Origin of the sequence: Alienimonas sp. DA493, assembly GCF_043951915.1 — a bacterium.
Classification (GTDB): domain Bacteria; phylum Planctomycetota; class Planctomycetia; order Planctomycetales; family Planctomycetaceae; genus Alienimonas.
In genome coordinates this window covers 15361-29695 of the sequence record NZ_JBINJD010000056.1, presented here as the reverse complement: position 1 = coordinate 29695, position 14335 = coordinate 15361, and the positions used below count along the sequence as shown (strand labels likewise).

Here is a 14335-nt window from a genome sequence, read left to right as displayed (position 1 = left end):
CTCACCCCCGGCCCCTCTCCCTCCAGGGAGAGGGGAGAAGAGCGTGGCGAACCACTCCTCAAATGTCCGCAGACCTCGTCCCCCCTCGCCCCCTTTTGGGGGAGAGGAGAGAAACAGGCGGCGCCGCCCGGTCAGTCGAAGTGCAGGCCGAAGCTCACGCCGGGCTCGACGTGGTGATGCCGGTGGCGACGGCGGCGGTGGGGATAGAAGAACGGATCGCAGAACGGATCCGGCTCGCAGTAGGACCAGCCGGGGCCGTGGTGGATCTCCTGCACGATCACCCGCTCCCGCGGCGGCGGCGGGGCCTGGACCGGCGGCGGGGAGGACGTCTGCAGCGCGGTGACGACCCGCGGGTGCACGCCGTTCTGTTGCAGGGTGATCAGGTCCGCGGCGCTCAGCGGGCCGCAGCCGCCCCGCTGGCGGACGTGGGTGGCGATCACCTCCGGGTCGACGCCGTTGAGGGTCAGTTGGATCGCCTCGTCGATCGTCACCCGGTTGGCGTGGGCCGCGGCGACGTCCCGTTCGTAGGAGGCCCGGGCGACGGCGTTCGCTTCGGCCCGGTCGTTCGCCTCGCCGATCGCCGAGCCCACCATCGCCCCGCCCAGCCCGCCGATCACCGCCCCGGCCAGCGGGTTGTCGCTCTGCTCGCCCACCGCCGCCCCCAGCGCCCCGCCGACCAGCGTGCCGGCCAACGCCCCGTTTCCTGCCCGATTGGTCGCGCAGCCGGTCAGAGACGCCAACAGCCCCACGCCGCACAGCAGCGGGGCGAAGCGGCGGAGGGAGGAACGGACGAGGCGGGGAGGAATCACGGCGCAGAACCCGGGCGGGGGCGATCCGGCAACCATCGGCCGAACCGTCCCGCCGGGTCCAGACCGGTTTCCCCCGGTCCCCATGGATCCCCCGGGCCCGGTGCGACGGCGATTGACAGCCGATTCGGCCGTTCGTGCAATGAACGCCGGGCCGCCGTGCGACCGGCGGACGCCCCGCCGGCCTGTCCTCTCTCCTCGTTTCCGTTGAAACGGGCCCATGTCCCCCCGCTCCCTGTTCGCCGTCGCCCTGCTGCTGTTCGCGGCCGCCCCCGCCGACGCCGGGCCGAAGGACTTTCTCAAGAAGCCGGCGGCCTGGTTCGCCACCGAGGAGGCCGCCCGGATCGGGGCGAACGTGCTCTCCTTCCAAGCCGAATCGGGCGGCTGGCCGAAGAACGTGGACACGACCGCCGCCCCCCACCGCGGCGACCGGGCCGAACTGCGGGGCACCTACGACAACCGGGCGACGACCGACGAGCTGCGGCTGCTCGCCAAGCTGTACAACGCCACGCACGACGACCGCTACCGCGACGCCTTCGACCGCGGACTCGATTACGTCCTTGAAGGTCAATACGACAACGGCGGCTGGCCGCAGTTCCACCCGCCGGGCGACGGCTACCACCGCTATATCACCTTCAACGACGACGCGATGGTCCGCCTGATGCAGTTCGTCCGCGAGGTCGCCGAGTCGAAAACCTATCGGTTCGTCGACGAGGCCCGCCGTCAGGCCGCCCGGGACGCCTTCGACCGCGGCGTGGAGTGCATTTTGAAGTGTCAGATCCTTGTCGACGGCACGCTGACGGCCTGGTGCGCCCAGCACGACAAGGTCGACTTCCGCCCCCGCCCGGCCCGCACCTTCGAACTGGCGACCCTCAGCGGGATGGAGTCGGTCGGAATCACGCAACTCTTAATGAGTCTCGAAGACCCCTCGCCGGAGGTCGTGCGGGCCGTCGACGCGGCGGTCGCCTGGATGGAGTCCGCCCAGCTGACGGGGATCCGCGAGGAGAAGGTGAAAGACCCCGCCGCCGGATGGGGTTTTAACAAGGTGATCGTCAAGGACCCCGCCGCCCCGCCGCTGTGGGCGCGGTTCTACGACATCGAAACGAACCGCCCGGTGTTCGTGGACCGCGACGGCGTGCCGAAGCCGAACCTCGCCGACATCGGCGACGAACGCCGCAACGGCTACGCCTGGTACGGCGACTGGCCGCAGAAAGTACTGGGCGAGAAGTACCGGGCGTGGAAACAGCGGGTCGCCGCGGACGCCGCCGGCGAATAGGCCGGCGGGGGGGGAAACGCGGGGCGAGCCGGGGGCATTCGAGCGACCATTGGGCTGGACGCCCCATGGACTCCGTGCTGCTTCCACTACCGCACTGAACCCTACGCTAAGATGCGTGTCCTCTCAGAATACGCGAACACTGCCGCCCACAATCTTATAGATGGCTACCCTGACCTTTCGTGACCGCCGCCTCATGGAGGATGTCTTCGGCATGAAGTCCGGTTACGTGCTGGACTTCTCTAACCGAACGTTTCAAGACTTCATCGGAAGCGAAGTGCGGAGGGACATCGAGGCGGACCACTACGGTGGGGTTCAACTATCGAAAGCAAATCGGCTGCGGAATTTCTGGGAGCTTGAGGACGACCAGATCGTCGGACGACTGACAATCGCCCTTGCCGAATACGCTTCAGAGCTTCCTGAGGCCATACCGCACCAGGTAGAGGGAGTTCGAAAAATTGGCGAGCGGTTGGTGGCGAACGCTGGCCCTGTCGATTTGGCGGCTATCTCGCCGTTGGACGACGACGCTGTCTTCGAAGCGTTGGCAGACGAAGTGCGGCTGAAGATTAGGGAGGGTCAGCCGGAGCGAGGCCTCGACCGACTGCATACATACGCAGTTCGATTCTTCCGACACCAGCATGAGAAGCGAGGGCACTCACCGAGCCGAGACACGCCGCTGCACGGGCTCGCAGGTCAATATGCAAAGATGCTTCAGCGTAGCGGCATGATCCGATCCCCAATGACGGAAAGGATTATCCGATCCAACATCGGACTATTAGATGCGTTCTGCGCAGTCCGCAACGAGCAATCTCTTGCACATGACAACGAACTCCTAAACCGCTCCGAAAGCTTATTGATCGTAAATCAGGTTTGCTCTTTGATTCGCTTCCTACGTTCGTTGGAGGGCACCGAATCATAGGGGGCGCCGACGCGCTTTGCTGCTTCGTAGCACTCACCCGCCGTAGCTGGCGACGGCGCCGGTGCGGGCGCGGTTCAGGCGGTTGTGGACGTGCAGGCCCTCCAGAATGAACTCCGCCACGCAGGCGAGCAGTTGCTCGTGGTAGTCGCCGCCGGCGAGGTCCGGCTCCAGCTCGCCGGCGAGGATCTCCACGTCCTCTTTAAAGTTGGGCACGCTGTCCAACAGGTCGAGATATTCCTTCGTGGTGACGCCCTCGCCGACGCGGATCGTCTTGCCGCTTTCGACGTACTCGACCACGCTGCGGAACTTCTTCGGCTTCAAATACTGGTCGAACACGTTCTTGACCGCCTCGTCGGTCATCCGATCGAGCAGCACGTCCTCCTCGCCGGGCTCCTCGGTCATGCTCATTTCCACCTTGCCGCGACCGCCGGCGGCGGCGTGGGCCAGGTCGGAGGGGCGGGCGACGACGTGGTTTTGCCCCTGCGTGACGCCGCGGCGCTCCGCGTTGCTCAGCAGGTTTTCATAGTTGGAGACGCTCATCCGCACGCTCACGCCGGACGCCTGATTCACGTGGGGCGAGGTGCGGGCCAGCCGGCTGGTCTCCTCGACGATCTCCTTCATGAACCGCGGCACCGCGACGGAGACGGGGTGCTCTTCGTCGCCGCGGTCGGTCCAGGCGTTTTCCTCGGTGATCCGCATGCCCAACTCGCGGGTGTTGGGATAGTGCGTCCGCACGACGCTGCCGATGCGGTCCTTCAGCGGGGTCACGATCCGGCCGCGGTTGGTGTAGTCCTCCGGATTGGCGCTGAACACGCACATCAGGTCCAGATTCAACCGCACGTTGAAGCCGCGGATCTGCACGTCCCGTTCTTCCAGGACGTTGAACAGACCGACCTGAATCTTCGGGGCCAGGTCGGGCAGTTCGTTCATACAAAAGATGCCGCGGTGCGACCGGGGGATCAGCCCGAAGTGCATCGCGTCCTCGCTGCTCAGCAGCGCCCCGCCGGCGTGTTTAATCAGGTCGACCTCGCCGATCAGGTCGGCGATCGTCACGTCCGGGGTGGCGAGCTTTTCGTTGTAGCGCTCCTCGCGGCCGATCCAGACGATCGGCGTGTCGTCGCCCTTTTCGGCGATCAGATCGCGGGAATACTTGGAGAGCGGGGCGAGCGGGTCGTCGTGGATCTCGCTGCCCTGCACGGCGGGGATGTATTCGTCCAGCAGGCCGGTGAGCATCCGCAGCATCCGGGTTTTGCCCTGCCCGCGGAGGCCCAGCAGCAGCACGTCGTGCTTGCTGAGCACGGCGTTATACAGCTGGGGGAAGACGGTGTCTTCGTAGCCGAGAATGCCGGGAAAGACCGGTTCGCCGGACTTCAATTTGCGGAGCAGGTTCCGCCGCAATTCGGTTTTGACCGGGACGGACTGATAGCCGGAGGCCTTGAGGTCGCCGAGAGTGGCGGGGCGGTCGGCGGAAACGGTCATACGGTTCGGGGCGAACGTGCGGGGTCGGGTTCGAGCCGGATTCTAGGGCCGCGGCGCCGGCCGGACAGGGCGTGCGGCGCTGCGACCGGCCGCCGCGTCTCCTACGATGCCGACGCCGACGCGCGCCCCGCCGATGCCCGATCTGCCGCCGAGCCTCGCCTATCTCGACCGGCCGCTGGCCGGGTTCGAGGCGGCGTTGCGGGGCGGGGCCGACGCGGAGGATCTGGACGCGCGGCCGCTCGAACGGGCGTTGAAGCGCCGGCTGGAGCACGAAGCGGACCCGGCCGCGGCCGTCGCGGGCGATCTGGCGGCGCTGGAGGCGTGGCTGGGGTCGTTCGACTCCGACGACCACGCCGGCTGGTGCGTCGTCGGAATCTTCCGCGGCCTGCTGAGCTTCGGATTCGACGTCGCCGCCCTCGGCGAAGGACCCGATCCCGGTCCGCAGCCGACGATCGCCGTCGAAGCGCCGCCGGGCTGGACGGCGGAAGCGTCGCCGGCCTCCCTCGCCCTCACGAAGGGGCGGCGGGGGGCGATCCACGCCCTGATCATCGTCGCGCAGCCCGGGTTCGGCTCCCTGCTGCGGCGGCAGTGGCGGGCGGGCGGGGTCGTCGCGGAACCGGTCGCGTTCGGTCCGGTCTCCGGGGAGAAGCTTGTCAGCGAGCTGCCCGGGCCGGTCTCGCACAAACAGGTTCAGTACGAACTCGACGTCCCGGGCGGCTCGGTGATGGTGACCATGGGCCGCGCGACCGGCCGGTCCTTCGACGAAACCGAACTCGAAGCCGTCCTGCACACGCTGCGGGTCCGACCGCCCGCGAGCGGGAACGCCGCCGTCGCGGTATCGTGACCCCGCGTCCTCGCCTCACGCCCTTCCCGCCGATGTCCGACCCCGATCTCCCGTCGACCGATCCGGACCCGCCGGAGAACGCTCCGCCGAAACTGCCGCCGCGCGCGGCGGGGGCCACGCCCGCGCCGGACCCGTCGCAGACGGTCTTCCGGCCCAGCGGCAGCGGGAAGACGCCGCCGCGGGAGAAGGCCCCGGACCGGCCGCCGCCGGAGTACATCGGGGAGTTCCACATCCTCCGCAAGCTCGGCCGCGGGGGGATGGCGGAGGTTTATCTGGCCCAGCAGAAGGGGCTGAACCGACAGGTCGCCCTCAAGGTGCTGCGGTCGGACAAGCTGGACGAAGACGACACGACGATGATCCGCCGGTTCGAGCAGGAGGCTCTCGCCGCCGCGGCGCTGAATCACCCGAACATCGTGCAGGTGCACTCCGTCGGCGAGGTGGACGGGGCGGGGCCGAACGACGGGCCGCTGCACTACATCGCCCAGGAGTACGTCTCCGGGCCGACGCTGCGGGAGTACCTCAAGCGGAAAGGCCCGCCGGGGGGGAAGATCGCGATCCGGCTGCTGAGCGAGATCGCCGCCGCCCTCGCCGCCGCCGCGGACGCCGGCATCGTGCACCGGGACATCAAGCCGGAGAACATTCTCCTCACCAAAAAAGGCCACGCGAAGGTGGCGGACTTCGGCCTGGCCCGGCTGGCGGATAAGGGCGAGGGCAGCGTGACGCTGACCCAGGAGGGCATGACCCTGGGAACCCCGCTGTATATGTCGCCGGAGCAGGTCCGCGGGGAAAAGCTGGACGCCCGCAGCGACCTCTACAGTTTGGGCGTGACGGCGTATCACCTGCTGGCCGGCGGGCCGCCGTTCCGGGGCGAGAACCCGATGGCGATCGCCATGAAGCACCTCTCCGCGACCCCCCGGCCGCTGGCGGAGTTGCGGCCGGACCTGCCGCCGGCGCTGTGCGAGATCGTGCACAAACTGATGGCCCGCTCCCCGGACGGCCGCTACGCCGACGCCCAGGCGCTGGGGGACGACCTCGCCGCCCTCGCCGCGGCCCTGGAGAAGAACCCGGCGTCGGCCCAGAAGCTCAAGCTGGCCCGGCTGACCGCCGCCCCGGCGCCCTCCGGCAAGCCGTTCGGCGTCGACCAGTTCTTCCAGTGGTCGCTCCGCCGGCACCTGACGTTTCTGATCCCGCTCTGCCTGCTGGTCGGGCTGATCGGGGCCGGGATCGGCTGGGCGCAGCGGCCGGCGGACCCGTTCCTCACCCCCCCCCCGGCCCCGGTGGGCGTGAAGCTGCCGGACGCCGACCAGCAGTTCGCCGCCGCCCTGCTGGAGGACTCCGAACTCGGCTGGCTGGCCCTGCTGGAGCACTACGGCGACGTGCCCGCGGTTGCGGTGCGGGCCCGGGACGGGCTGGCGAAGTGGTATCTGGACCACGACCGCCCCGGCGAGGCCCGCCGCCAGGCCGACAAGCTGACGGCGGCGGCCAGCGTGAGCCTCTCCGGCAGTCAGCAACTGCGGTACAAGGCGAACGCGGAGGCCGTCCGGGCCCTGGCCGACCTGCGGGAGGGGGACGAGGCGGAGTTCCGCCGCCGCATCGCCGCCTTCACCGCCAGCCCGCAGCGGGAGGCCGTCGATCCCGGCCTGAGCATGCGGCTGCGGGACACGATCCAGGCCTACGGCGGGCTCTTCGACGACAACGTCCGCACCCGCTGGGAGACCCCGGAGTCCGCCGCGGAAGCGCCGACCGACTAGCGGCCGAGGATCTCCGTCGGCTGAACGGCCAGACGAACGGCCAGATGAACGGGGAAATCTCGGGCGCCGTTCCTCGCGAAGCCCTTCGGCGTGGGGGTTTGCGGCGGGAAACGCCGATGGGAGAGGGGGCGGCGCCTTAGACTGCGCCCGCACCCCGCCCCCCAACCGCCGCCCGCCCCGTGACCGCGGCCGCCCCGTCCCCCCGCAGGTCGTCCCCGCCGACCGAACCGACGGACGCCCCGGCGCCCGCGACGGCCAGCCCGGGCGGCGCCCCGGCCGTGTCGTACCTGTGCGTGTGCGGGGCCCGGGCGTGGGTGCGGCCGGCGGTCGGGGCGGACCCCGGCGGCGGCGACTGCCCGGCGTGCGGGCGCCACTACGCCGCTTCGGTGCTGGAGGACGCCGGCGCCGACACCCTCTGCCTGCCCCTCCCCCAGACCCCGGGCGTCCCCGCCGCGGCGCCGGGCGGGCACGCCCGAGGCCGCGGGGGCGCACCGGGCGCCCGGGACGAACAGGGCGTGACGACCCCGCTGCCGGACGTCGACGCCCTGTTCGCCGGGCTGACCCACCCATGCCGCCCGGACGCCGGCGCCTTCGACGGCCTGCTGCCGGACCCGGAGATCGCCCCCGCCCGGGAAGCCGCCCCCGGCTCGCACCGGCCCAGCGCAAATCAGCCCGGCTCGAACCGGCCCGGGGCGCCGTTCGAGGACGCCGACCTCGCGGAGACCCTGCCGCTCTCCGCCCCGCCCGCCGACCGCGGGGCGGCGATCAATCCCGGCGAACTCCGCCCCGGCACCCGGCTGGGGCACTTCCGCATCGAGGCTCCGCTGGGCCGCGGCGGGATGGGCGCGGTCTACCGGGCGCTGGACCTCTCGCTGGAACGCTACGTCGCGGTGAAGGTGATCCGCCCCGACCGGGCCGGCAGCAGCCCGGCCCTGAACCCCGGCGGCCCCCGGTCCGATTCCCCCCGATCCGATGCTCTCCCCTCCGGTTCCCCGCCGTCGGGCGGGCCCGCCGGGGGGGGCGAGGCGGTCCCGCTGTCGACCGGCAGCGGGTCGGTCGCGCTCGACCGCCTCTTGCAGGAGGCCCGCGCTCAGGCCCGGGTGAACCACCCCAACGTCGCCCACGTCTACTTCGTTAGCCCCGACCCCGCCACGCCGTTCCTGGCGATGGAGTTGGTGGAGGGCTCCACGCTGGCGGACGTGCTGAAAAAACAGGGCGCCCTACCCTACGGAGCCGTGACGCGGCTGGGCGCCGAGATCGCCGAGGCGCTGGATTGCGCGGCGAAGTACGACATCGTCCACGGCGACGTGAAGCCCTCCAACGTGCTGCTGGCCCACTCCCGCCACGACGGGCCGGACCGGCTGGGGACGGTCAAGCTGAGCGACTTCGGCCTCGCCCGCCGCTCCAGCCGCGAACGCACCGGCGGGCTGGAGGGCACGCCGAACTACCTCGCCCCGGAGGTGGTCCGCGGCGGCGCGCCGACGGTGCAGAGCGACCTGTACGCCCTCGGCGTCACGCTGTTCGAGATGACCTTCGGCCGGCTCCCCTACACGACCCGCAAGCAGGGGCTTTCGCACCGGCTGGGCGCCCACCTGACGAACGCCCCGGAGTTCCCCGACCCTTGGCCGGCGAACCTGCCGCCCGGCTGGCGGGACGTGCTGGCCCGCCTGCTGGAGAAGGCCCCGGCCGACCGGCCGCAGAGCGCCGCCGACGCGGCCCGGGAGATCCGCCGGCTCGCCCCGCAGTCGAACACCATGGCCGGGCCGCTGATCCGGGCCCTGGGGGCGCTGACGGACCTCGGGTTGGTGCTGCTGGTCAGCGTGGGGCTCTCCACCGCGGTCGCCCGGCCGACGATCCACGCCCTCAACCAGATCGTCTCCCTGCCCGGCTGGCTGCTGATGGCGCTGCCGCTGGGGTTGTTGTCGAAGGGGGTCGTCTGCCTGCCGTCGCTGCTGTTCGCTTGGTGGCAGGCCCGCACCGGCCGCACCCCGGGCAAAACGCTGTTCCAAATGCGGATCGTCGACCGCTACGGCCTGCCGCCGTCGAAGCGCACGCTGCTGATCCGCGGCCTGATGCAGACCTTCCCCGTCTGGGGGCTGGCGGTCAGCGTGCTGGTGGAGGAACTCACCGGGCAGCTCTGGATCGAACAGACGCTGGCCCTGTTCGTGCTGACCGTCTGGATGCTGGACAACGCCGCCGGCCTGCTGCCGGTCAGGGACGAGGAGCGGAGATCCCGCACCCTGCACGACCGCCTGCTGGGCACCCGCGTGGCCCTCGACACCGGCGCCCACACGGACTGACCGGACGAGACGCGCTTCCGGTTGCCGTCGCGGCGGAAACCAGTCCGATGCGCCCCCCTCAGCCGTCGCGGCCGAGACGCACGGCCGAAGCGAGCGAGCTAATTGCCTCACCGATCGGCAGCCCGAGGCGCAAGCCGAAGCGGTTCCACGGGGACAGCCTCGCCCGGCCGCGGCTCGCCATTGCATCGCATGTCCTAAGAGACGGCTGCGACTTACGTTGCGTCGATTGCCGCAAGCACCCGTGCCCTCCGGACCGATCCGCCTCGCGACGATCAGCAGAACGGCGCTCTTCGGGGCGTCCCGACAGAATCGCGGCCCGGACCGCGGGAGATCGAATCGTCCCCTCGACCGTCAAACGTCGTGACGGCGGCGGTTTGCGAGAGCGCTCGTTATGCGGGACGCTCGGCGCGGCCGATCGTCCTCGTGACGACGCTCGGACCGTCCCCGGCCCGCTGTCGTTAGGCACGACGGCGGGCGCCCGGTTCGCAGGCCCGAGCGTGCTGACGCCCCCTTGGTAACCCGTGTTCCTTCGTTGTTGGTCGGCCGCGGTTCCCCCGCTGTCCGTTCGCCGACCGCCTCTCGAATCACGTCCGTTCCGGAAGCGGCGGCGCGACGCAGATTCGGCGTCGGCGGTTCGCGTCCGGGACGGGGACTACTCGAGCAGCGCGTTCGCGGAGACGCCGGTGCGGGTGCGGCTGCTTTTGCCGGTCGGGGCAAGGTGGAGATCCGCGGCGACCTCCTGCCGACGGCTGCGGGTCCGCATCCGTTCCGCCAATCCGCTACGGGACGGGCGTTCTTCCTCCGCCTCCGCGGCGGCGGGTTTGGTGGAGGCGTCCGGGCGGGTGATGGAGACGTCCCGCGGGGCGTCGATCCCGAGGCGGACGCGGCCGCCGACTTCCAAGACGCGGACGGTGATGCCGTCGCCGATAACGATCGACTCGCCAACCTTCCTGGTCAAAACCAACATGATCGGACTCCGTTCCGGGGGTGTTTCGTGGGTGAGGGCCGGGCTGCGTCTGCTTCCCGACTTGAGGGGTTATCGCAGACCCTTCGCAAGCACACCATCGGGAGAACTGCAACCCCTACACCCGGGAGTTCCCCGACCCCCTTGCATCCGCCGATCTAAGCGGACGATTTGACGTAACCTCTTGTCGCCCCGTCGACTGCCGTATTCTGACGACCGCCGGCGACGCTGTCCAGCGGACTCGAATCGTGGAAGTTTGATGGCGCCTGGGGGATTCCCCCCCCCCCCGCTTGGCCCGCGCGGCGGCGACCCGGAGCGGGGTTTGCGGGCGATCAGGTCCTGCGGGGGCAGTGCAGCAGCGGCTCCCCGGCGGCGACGATCCTCGGTCGGTCGCCCCAGCCGAGCACGCTCGCCACCCCGGTCCGGCCGGCGGCCCCGGTGCGGCGGGCGGCGAGGTCGATCACCTCCCCGGTGAAGCGATTCTCGAACGGGTCCCACAGCTCCACCCGGGGGCCGGCGGGGCGTTCGCGGTCGGCCTCCAGCACCCGGCCGCAGCGGCCGTCCGACAGCGCCACCTCCGTGCCGGGGGGGAACACGCCGACCGTCTCCAGAAACGCCCGCACCGCCGCCGGATCGAACCGCCCCCGCACGGCGTCCGCGGCGAGCACGCGGACGGCGTCGTGGGCCGACAGCGCCGGCCGGTGGGGGCGATCGGCCGTCATCCCGCAGTAGGCGTCGGCGACCGCCGCCAGCCGGGCCAACCGGTGCACGCGGCCCTCCCGCAGCCGAAAGGGATAGCCGCTGCCGTCGGCCCGCTCGTGGATCTGGGCCGCCACGGCCCGGGCGGCGGCGGGCACCTCGGCGGCGCCGCTGAGCAGGTCCAGCGTGTACCGGGGGTGTTCGGCGACGGCGGCGAACGCGACCCGGTCCAGCCGGTGCGGCACGTTCCAGTACGCCGGGTCGACCCGCAACATGCCCGCGTCGTGGACCAGGCAGCCCATGGCGAGTTGCTCCAGTTCCCAGCGCCGCAGCCCCGCGACCGTCCCGATCGCCAGGGCGAGGTGAGCCGTCCGCACCCCGTGCTCCCGCACCTGAGCGAGCAGCGCCGGGTCGATCCGCGGTTCGTCGTCCTCGTCGCTCTCCTTCTCATGGCGTCCTCCGCCCGCCCGCCCGGCGGCTCCCGCGGCGGGGGGGGCCAGACCGACGGTGGTGAACAGGTCGAAGTCGGCGCACAGGTCGGCGACCGACTGCACGGAGAGTTCCCGCAGCCCGTGCACGTCGATCCGCCGGCCGTGCGACCGCACGCCCCGGGCGGGGGCGGCCCGCCCCGCGAACGGTCCGACGCCCTGGAACAACTCGCCGAGGCGAGCGGCGAGGGCGGTCCGGCGGGCGTGGGCGGCCCGTTCGCGCTCCGGCGTGGCGGGACCCGGCGGTCGGGTGAGTTCACGGATCAGGGCGTCCGCCGGCAGCCGACGGCCGGCGGCGACCGGCACCGGTTCACGGCTCGGCCCGTCGTCGCGGGCGCCGGGTTCCGGGTCCGGCGCGGTGATCTCGGCAAGGAAGTCGGCGTCGACGATCAGTTCGCAGACGCCTCGGTCCCGCAGGCGGTCCAGCAGGGCCGGGCTCAGTTCCGCCCCCTGCGCCAACAGCAGCACGGCCCGTCCGCCCCCGCCGCCGTCGGCGTAGATCGGGGTCGGCAGCGGGCCGTCGCAGGCCAGCCGGTCCAGCGGTAGGGGAACGAGGTGGGCCAGGGGAACGCACGGGAACGATCGGGGAACGGACGACCCTAGGTCACGCCGCCGCGGCGCCCGGCCGGACCGCCGGCGGCCCGAACGATCCCCGAATCGCCCCGATCTCGCCTCCTCTTTCACCCCTACAACCGCACCCGGATTAGTGTACAATCGGACACACACCCTCCGGAGCCGAACCGATGCGTCTGAGCCGCAACGCCCTCTGCCAACTGACCCCGCTGGTGCCGACCGGCGACCTCTGCTTCGACTACCACGGCGTCCCCCGCCGCGGCCGGCTGGAGACGCTGGGCGAAGGGCCCGGCGGGGCCTTCCTGCTGATCCGCCACCCGGACGGCTCCTACAAGAGCTACTCCCTCGCCAAGATGACCGGCCTGCGGGCCGCCGACGACGCGCAACGGGCAGCGTGAGTGCTCACGCCGCCCGTCCCAGCCGGCTCCGCGGCGCCTTCAGTAACCACGACTCTCACCGATGCGCGGGGCGGGACGATCCCCCTTGGAGCGACGCATCAAAGGTTTCACCGTTGTCGGTATGGGTCCGCGCCTCCTCCGCGGTGCGGTCCCCAGAGCCTTATTTCCTCCCCACATTCCCCGAGGCCCCGATGATCGTCCCCGACAGCAACACCCGCGTGCCGCAGCACACCGCGGAGCACGTCAACGCCCGCATCGCTCGGGAGGCGGGGGACCGGGTCGCCCGGCTGGCGCTGGCCGGCCCGGCGGCGATTGACCGGCGACTGGAGGAACTGGACGCCGAGTGGGACGTGGAGCGGGTCCTCGAAGCGAACGCCGCCACGCTGGCCCTCGCCGGCGTCGTGCTGGGGGCGACGGTCGATAAGAAATGGCTGTTCCTGCCGGGCGCCGTGACCGTCTTCCTGCTGCAACACGCAGTGCAGGGCTGGTGCCCGCCGTTGGAGATCCTGCGGCGGCTGGGCGTGCGGACCGTCGCGGAGATCGACCGGGAACGCTACGCCCTGAAGGCCCTCCGCGGCGACTTCCGCGGCCTGCCGCAGGCCCCCAGCTCCCCCGCCGCCCGCCGGGCCTTCGCGGCGGCCGCTCAGGGATAGGAGCGCCGCGGCGCCCGGGTTCGCCCCCAACCGCTCCCGCCTCGGGGTCCTCAAGCTGACGGGGTCGCGTCCCGCGACGGGCGCGTCGCCCCCCTCACCCCCCGTCCACGGACCAGGAGACCTCGGATGCCACGCCCGTCCCGCCGCCGTTGGCTTCGCCCGGCCGCGACCGCCGGCGCCCTGTGCGCCGCCGCGGCCGCCGCCCTCGCGGCCCGCACCCCCGAACCGGCCCCGGCTCCGGAGCCCGCCCCGATCCGGGACGAGGTTCCCAAGACCGCCCCGCAGACGCTGCCCGCCCCGGTGGTGGACATGCACGAATTAATGGAGCTGTTCAACGAGCCGCTGTATAAGTCGCTGAAGAAGAAGGTCGCCGAGGAGCCGGGGGACGCCCGCGCCTGGTCCGGCATCGAACACGACGCGCTGGCGGGGGCGGAGATCATCAACCTGGCGGCGATCCGCGAGATCGGCGACGAGCATAAGGCCGCCTGGCCGGAACTGACCCGCTCCGCCCAGCAGGCGGCGCTGGATCTGGCCCACGCCGCCGACGCCAAGGACTGGTCCCGCACGCAGGCCGCGTGGAAGGCGTTGGTCGCCAACTGCAACGACTGCCACCAGAAGGTCGCCCCGGACGCGGCCCCGATGCTGAAGCCGTAGGGCGAACCCGCCGGTCGTTCCCCCCGCCGGACCGTCCGCCGCGCCCCCGGCCCGCCTTGGGATTCGTCCCGGCGGACCGGGGGCGTCGCTGGTGGACGGCAGCGCCCCCGTCCAGCCTGACCGGTCCGGCGGCGTTTCTTCGTGACGGGGAACGCATATTGCCGATATGCGATTAGAGGAATACAATGAATCTGTCCGAGGCGACGCCCGAACTGCTCGACCGCGTGGCCGAGCGGTTCGCGGCCCTGTCCGACCCGACCCGGCTCCGGTTGCTGCTCGCGTTGCGGGGGGCGGAGCTGGGGGTGTCGGAGTTGGCCGCCGCCGCCGGGATCTCCCAGCCGTCGGCCTCCAAGCACCTCGCGGCGCTGCGGCGGGCCGGCCTCGTCCGTGTGGACCGGGTGGGAACGAAGGCGGTGCACCGGGTCGAGGACGCGTCGGTCTACGATCTGTGCGGCCTCGTCTGCGAGGGCGTCGTCCGTCATCAGGCCGCCCGCCACGCCGCCCTGCTGGGCGACGGGGAGGGCATCTAACCGC

The 14335-nt window shown here is 71.4% G+C and carries 13 protein-coding genes; 9 read left to right on the top strand and 4 right to left on the bottom strand.

Going from position 1 to position 14335, the window contains the following annotated elements; translation table 11 throughout:
* Positions 1-131: 131 nt before the first annotated feature.
* Positions 132-809 carry a glycine zipper domain-containing protein gene (locus tag ACG2DA_RS10635; protein WP_395255593.1) on the bottom strand — a complete coding sequence of 226 codons (678 nt, stop codon included), beginning with the start codon at positions 807-809 and terminating at the stop codon, positions 132-134.
* A gap of 217 nt (positions 810-1026) precedes the next feature.
* Here ACG2DA_RS10635 and pelA point away from each other — a divergent pair, with 217 nt between their 5' ends.
* Together pelA and ACG2DA_RS10625 are read left to right on the top strand one after the other, a co-directional pair.
* On the top strand, positions 1027-2082 hold the full coding sequence (gene pelA, locus ACG2DA_RS10630) for a pectate lyase (protein WP_395255592.1): 1056 nt from the start codon (positions 1027-1029) through the stop codon (positions 2080-2082).
* Between the two features lie 160 nt (positions 2083-2242).
* A complete protein-coding gene (locus ACG2DA_RS10625) occupies positions 2243-2998 on the top strand; it encodes an abortive infection family protein (RefSeq protein WP_395255591.1) in 756 nt (251 codons plus the stop codon).
* Positions 2999-3031: 33 nt separating this feature from the next.
* On the opposite strand, the gene ACG2DA_RS10620 is transcribed toward ACG2DA_RS10625, so the two are convergent.
* Positions 3032-4477 (bottom strand): sigma 54-interacting transcriptional regulator, encoded by a 1446-nt coding sequence (locus ACG2DA_RS10620; RefSeq protein WP_395255590.1) that lies wholly within the window; start codon positions 4475-4477, stop codon positions 3032-3034.
* Positions 4478-4610: 133 nt separating this feature from the next.
* Here ACG2DA_RS10620 and ACG2DA_RS10615 point away from each other — a divergent pair, with 133 nt between their 5' ends.
* The 3 genes from ACG2DA_RS10615 (at position 4611) to ACG2DA_RS10605 (ending at position 9372) form a co-directional block, all read left to right on the top strand.
* Positions 4611-5321 (top strand): hypothetical protein, encoded by a 711-nt coding sequence (locus ACG2DA_RS10615; RefSeq protein ID WP_395255589.1) that lies wholly within the window; start codon positions 4611-4613, stop codon positions 5319-5321.
* 32 nt (positions 5322-5353) lie between these two features.
* Positions 5354-7072, top strand: a complete 1719-nt coding sequence (locus ACG2DA_RS10610) for a serine/threonine-protein kinase (protein ID WP_395255588.1) — start codon at positions 5354-5356, stop codon at positions 7070-7072.
* A gap of 179 nt (positions 7073-7251) precedes the next feature.
* Positions 7252-9372: a protein kinase gene (locus ACG2DA_RS10605; protein WP_395255586.1), complete on the top strand. Its 2121-nt coding sequence runs from the start codon at positions 7252-7254 to the stop codon at positions 9370-9372.
* A 652-nt stretch (positions 9373-10024) separates the two neighbouring features.
* Here the strand turns inward: ACG2DA_RS10605 and ACG2DA_RS10600 are convergent.
* Complete coding sequence (locus ACG2DA_RS10600; RefSeq protein ID WP_395255585.1) at positions 10025-10339, bottom strand: carbon storage regulator; 315 nt, start codon at positions 10337-10339, stop codon at positions 10025-10027.
* 329 nt (positions 10340-10668) lie between these two features.
* On the bottom strand, positions 10669-11991 hold the full coding sequence (locus ACG2DA_RS10595) for an HD-GYP domain-containing protein (RefSeq protein ID WP_395255584.1): 1323 nt from the start codon (positions 11989-11991) through the stop codon (positions 10669-10671).
* Between the two features lie 275 nt (positions 11992-12266).
* Here ACG2DA_RS10595 and ACG2DA_RS10590 point away from each other — a divergent pair, with 275 nt between their 5' ends.
* The 4 genes from ACG2DA_RS10590 to ACG2DA_RS10575 all read left to right on the top strand — a co-directional run bounded on the left by ACG2DA_RS10590 (position 12267) and on the right by ACG2DA_RS10575 (position 14331).
* Positions 12267-12494, top strand: a complete 228-nt coding sequence (locus ACG2DA_RS10590) for a hypothetical protein (protein WP_395255583.1) — start codon at positions 12267-12269, stop codon at positions 12492-12494.
* A 194-nt stretch (positions 12495-12688) separates the two neighbouring features.
* Entirely contained in the window at positions 12689-13147 is a 459-nt protein-coding gene (locus ACG2DA_RS10585) for a hypothetical protein (RefSeq protein WP_395255594.1), read from the top strand.
* A gap of 126 nt (positions 13148-13273) precedes the next feature.
* Positions 13274-13801: a hypothetical protein gene (locus ACG2DA_RS10580; RefSeq protein ID WP_395255582.1), complete on the top strand. Its 528-nt coding sequence runs from the start codon at positions 13274-13276 to the stop codon at positions 13799-13801.
* 185 nt (positions 13802-13986) lie between these two features.
* Positions 13987-14331 (top strand): ArsR/SmtB family transcription factor, encoded by a 345-nt coding sequence (locus ACG2DA_RS10575; RefSeq protein ID WP_395255581.1) that lies wholly within the window; start codon positions 13987-13989, stop codon positions 14329-14331.
* The last annotated feature ends 4 nt before the right edge of the window (positions 14332-14335 follow it).

Coding starts and splice junctions, on each gene's coding strand:
- pelA (WP_395255592.1), top strand. CDS start 1,027: ATGTCCCCCCGCTCCCTGTTCGCCGTCGCCCTGCTGCTGTTCGCGGCC.
- ACG2DA_RS10625 (WP_395255591.1), top strand. CDS start 2,243: ATGGCTACCCTGACCTTTCGTGACCGCCGCCTCATGGAGGATGTCTTC.
- ACG2DA_RS10620 (WP_395255590.1), bottom strand. CDS start 4,477: ATGACCGTTTCCGCCGACCGCCCCGCCACTCTCGGCGACCTCAAGGCC.
- ACG2DA_RS10615 (WP_395255589.1), top strand. CDS start 4,611: ATGCCCGATCTGCCGCCGAGCCTCGCCTATCTCGACCGGCCGCTGGCC.
- ACG2DA_RS10610 (WP_395255588.1), top strand. CDS start 5,354: ATGTCCGACCCCGATCTCCCGTCGACCGATCCGGACCCGCCGGAGAAC.
- ACG2DA_RS10600 (WP_395255585.1), bottom strand. CDS start 10,339: ATGTTGGTTTTGACCAGGAAGGTTGGCGAGTCGATCGTTATCGGCGAC.
- ACG2DA_RS10590 (WP_395255583.1), top strand. CDS start 12,267: ATGCGTCTGAGCCGCAACGCCCTCTGCCAACTGACCCCGCTGGTGCCG.
- ACG2DA_RS10580 (WP_395255582.1), top strand. CDS start 13,274: ATGCCACGCCCGTCCCGCCGCCGTTGGCTTCGCCCGGCCGCGACCGCC.
- ACG2DA_RS10575 (WP_395255581.1), top strand. CDS start 13,987: ATGAATCTGTCCGAGGCGACGCCCGAACTGCTCGACCGCGTGGCCGAG.